2 protein-coding genes are annotated in these 2,190 nt (G+C 62.8%); one reads left to right on the plus strand and one right to left on the minus strand.

Features of this window, described 5'->3' with window-relative positions; genetic code table 11:
• The first annotated feature begins 62 nt into the window (after positions 1-62).
• A complete protein-coding gene (locus tag RMO15_RS30300; protein ID WP_309722030.1) occupies positions 63-1,562 on the plus strand; it encodes an ankyrin repeat domain-containing protein in 1,500 nt (499 codons plus the stop codon).
• Between the two features lie 4 nt (positions 1,563-1,566).
• On the opposite strand, the gene RMO15_RS30305 is transcribed toward RMO15_RS30300, so the two are convergent.
• Positions 1,567-2,190: aldo/keto reductase (locus tag RMO15_RS30305; RefSeq protein ID WP_309722032.1), on the minus strand; the 624-nt coding region annotated here is incomplete at its 5' end.

Below are 2,190 nucleotides of genomic sequence, written 5' to 3' on the forward strand. Positions count from 1 at the left end.
CGCCTGGATAAGTTCGGCGATAGCACAGGTAAGATGGACGCGCTCTTTGCGCCGCTGGCGGTATGAAACGCTCTCCCCTAACCTCTCCCCCCAGCCCCCTCCCCCGGGCACTCGCAAGCTCGTTGGGGAAGGGGGAGCAAAAAAGCCCCTTTCCCAGTGAGGTACGAACGCCCGCACCCAGAGGGTACCCGGGGGTTGGGGAGAGGTTACTAGTCGATGCTGTGGAGCGACAAGATCAGCCTCGCATCGCCGCACTGCTTCAGCAAGGCGCTTCGGTCCGTGCGGCGCAGGCCGATGGCATGACGGCGTTGCACTGGGCCGCGCATCACGGCGACCTGGCGACGGCAAAGCGGCTGGTCGGTGCGAAAGCCGACGTGAGTGCTGCCAATCGCTACGGCGTCAGGCCGCTCTCCCTGGCCTGCACCACGGGCAACACAGAGCTGGTCGAGCTACTCTTGCAGGCCGGAGCCGATCCCAACGCCACACTCACCGGCGGGGAGTCGGTGCTCATGACCGCCGCACGTACGGGCCAAGTCGGGCCGGTAAAAGCACTGCTTGCTCAAAAAGCCAGTGTCAACGCCAAAGAGAAGCATGGACAGAGCGCCCTGCACTGGGCAGCGTCGGAGGGCCATGCGACAGTTATATCGCTCCTGATCCAGGCGGGAGCGGACTTCAAGACGCCCCTGCCCTCGGGCTTTACGCCGCTGTTTTTTGCCGTCCGTGAGGGCCATCGGGACGCTGTGCAAGTGTTGCTTAAGTCTGGTATTGACGTGAAGGAAGTGATGCAGACCCAGCGAACGGGGGGAAAGAGTCCGCGCAAAGGAACCAGTCCGCTGATGCTTGCCGTCGAGAATGCCCATTTTGCCCTCGCTGTAGACTTGCTCAAAGCCGGTGCCGACCCCAACGATGAGCGCTCGGGCTACACGGCTCTGCACGCCCTGACCTGGGTTCGCCGGACCAACACCGGCGACGGCCCCGACGGCGACCCGCCGCCTCTGGGATCGGGCGGACTCAGCGACTTCCAGTTTGTGCGAGAGCTGGTCAAGCATGGCGGCGATGTTAACATACGCCTCAAGAGCGGAGCCTCACGCGGCAAGCTCAGCGAGACGGGGGCAACGCCGTTTCTTTTTGCTTGCCACACCGCCGATCTTGGCCTGATGCGCCTGCTGGTGGAGCTCGGAGCCGACCCGAAGATTCCCAACGCCGACGGTTGCCCACCGCTCCTCGTCGCAGCGGGGCTGGGCACCCAAGCACCGGGCGAGGAAGCGGGCACGGAAGAGGAGATGATCGAGGTTCTGACGTACTTGCTGAAGCTCGGTGCCGATATTAACGCCGTGGACAAAAACGGCGAGACGGTGATGCACGGGGCGGCCTACAAGAACGCGCCGAAAGTGGTCGCGTTTCTGGCGAGCCAGGGCGCGGACAGCAAGGTCTGGAACCGCCCCAACAAGTACGGCTGGCCTCCGCAGCAGATCGCGGAGGGGAAGCGGGGCGGTGGTTCCTTCAAACCCTCCCCCGAGACCCTCGAAGCGCTCCAGCGTGCACTGGCTTCTCCAAGATAAGAGACTAGGGAAGCGTGTTGCCCGCCGCGCGGTAGATCTCGTACCACTGAGGCCGTGTCAGCGCCACGCCTGAGGCAAGCGCCACTTGTTTCACGCGCTCCGGGCTGGTGGTGCCGACCACGGGCTGAATCTTGGCCGGGTGGCGCAGAATCCAGGCGATGGCCATCGTGGTCGGTGTGACGCCGAACTCGCTGGCCATCGCCTCCAGAACCTCGTTGAGCTTGGGGAACTTGGGGTTGCCTAAGAACGTCCCCTCAAAGAAGCCGTGCTGAAACGGCGACCACGCCTGAACCGTGATCTTCTTAAGACGGCAGTAGTCTAAAATCCCACCGTCGCGGTCAATCGAGCGGTCTATCTCCATATTAACATTGAGACCATGGTCGAGCATGCCCGTGTTGGTGATGCTGAACTGGAGCTGGTTGGCTTCGAGCTTCATCGGGAGGCTTGCCTGGAGGAGCTCAATCTGGCCAGGGTTGTGGTTACTGACCCCAAAGTGCAGGACTTTCCCGCTCTGCTTGAGCTGGTCAAACGCCTCCGCGACTTCCTCGGGCTCGACCAGCGCATCGGGACGGTGGAGGAGCAGAATGTCCAAGTAATCCGTGTCGAGGCGCGTGAGAATCTTGTCCAC

The organism is Armatimonas sp. (assembly GCF_031410135.1).
In the GTDB taxonomy this organism is placed as follows: domain Bacteria; phylum Armatimonadota; class Armatimonadia; order Armatimonadales; family Armatimonadaceae; genus Armatimonas.